Below are 255 nucleotides of genomic sequence, written 5' to 3'. Positions count from 1 at the left end.
CACATCGGGCAGACAACATCAGCCAATGACAATCCGCCGCGGGTTCTTGCGCCGGGGACGGGTCCGCTGGTGTTGCGGGCGGGCGTCGATCCCGCAATGGTGGGGGAACTGCTGATCCGGTTGCGGGCGGTAGCGCTGGAGTATGGCAGCCAGGTCCGGGAGGCACTGGCGCCGCATGCGGGTGAGCGGGCGTATGTCGAGGCGATGCGGGCGTGGAACTCCTTCACGGCGTTGGTGGCGTCGTTCGCCGGGCCT

The 255-nt window shown here is 68.6% G+C and carries 1 protein-coding gene; it reads left to right on the top strand.

From position 1 onward, the window contains the following. On the top strand, positions 1-255 hold a 255-nt coding region (locus QSK31_RS48700), incomplete at both ends, for a hypothetical protein (protein ID WP_285692029.1).

The organism is Actinoplanes sp. NBRC 103695 (assembly GCF_030269485.1).
GTDB lineage: Bacteria > Actinomycetota > Actinomycetes > Mycobacteriales > Micromonosporaceae > Actinoplanes.
This window is presented reverse-complemented; position numbering and strand designations above follow the sequence as displayed.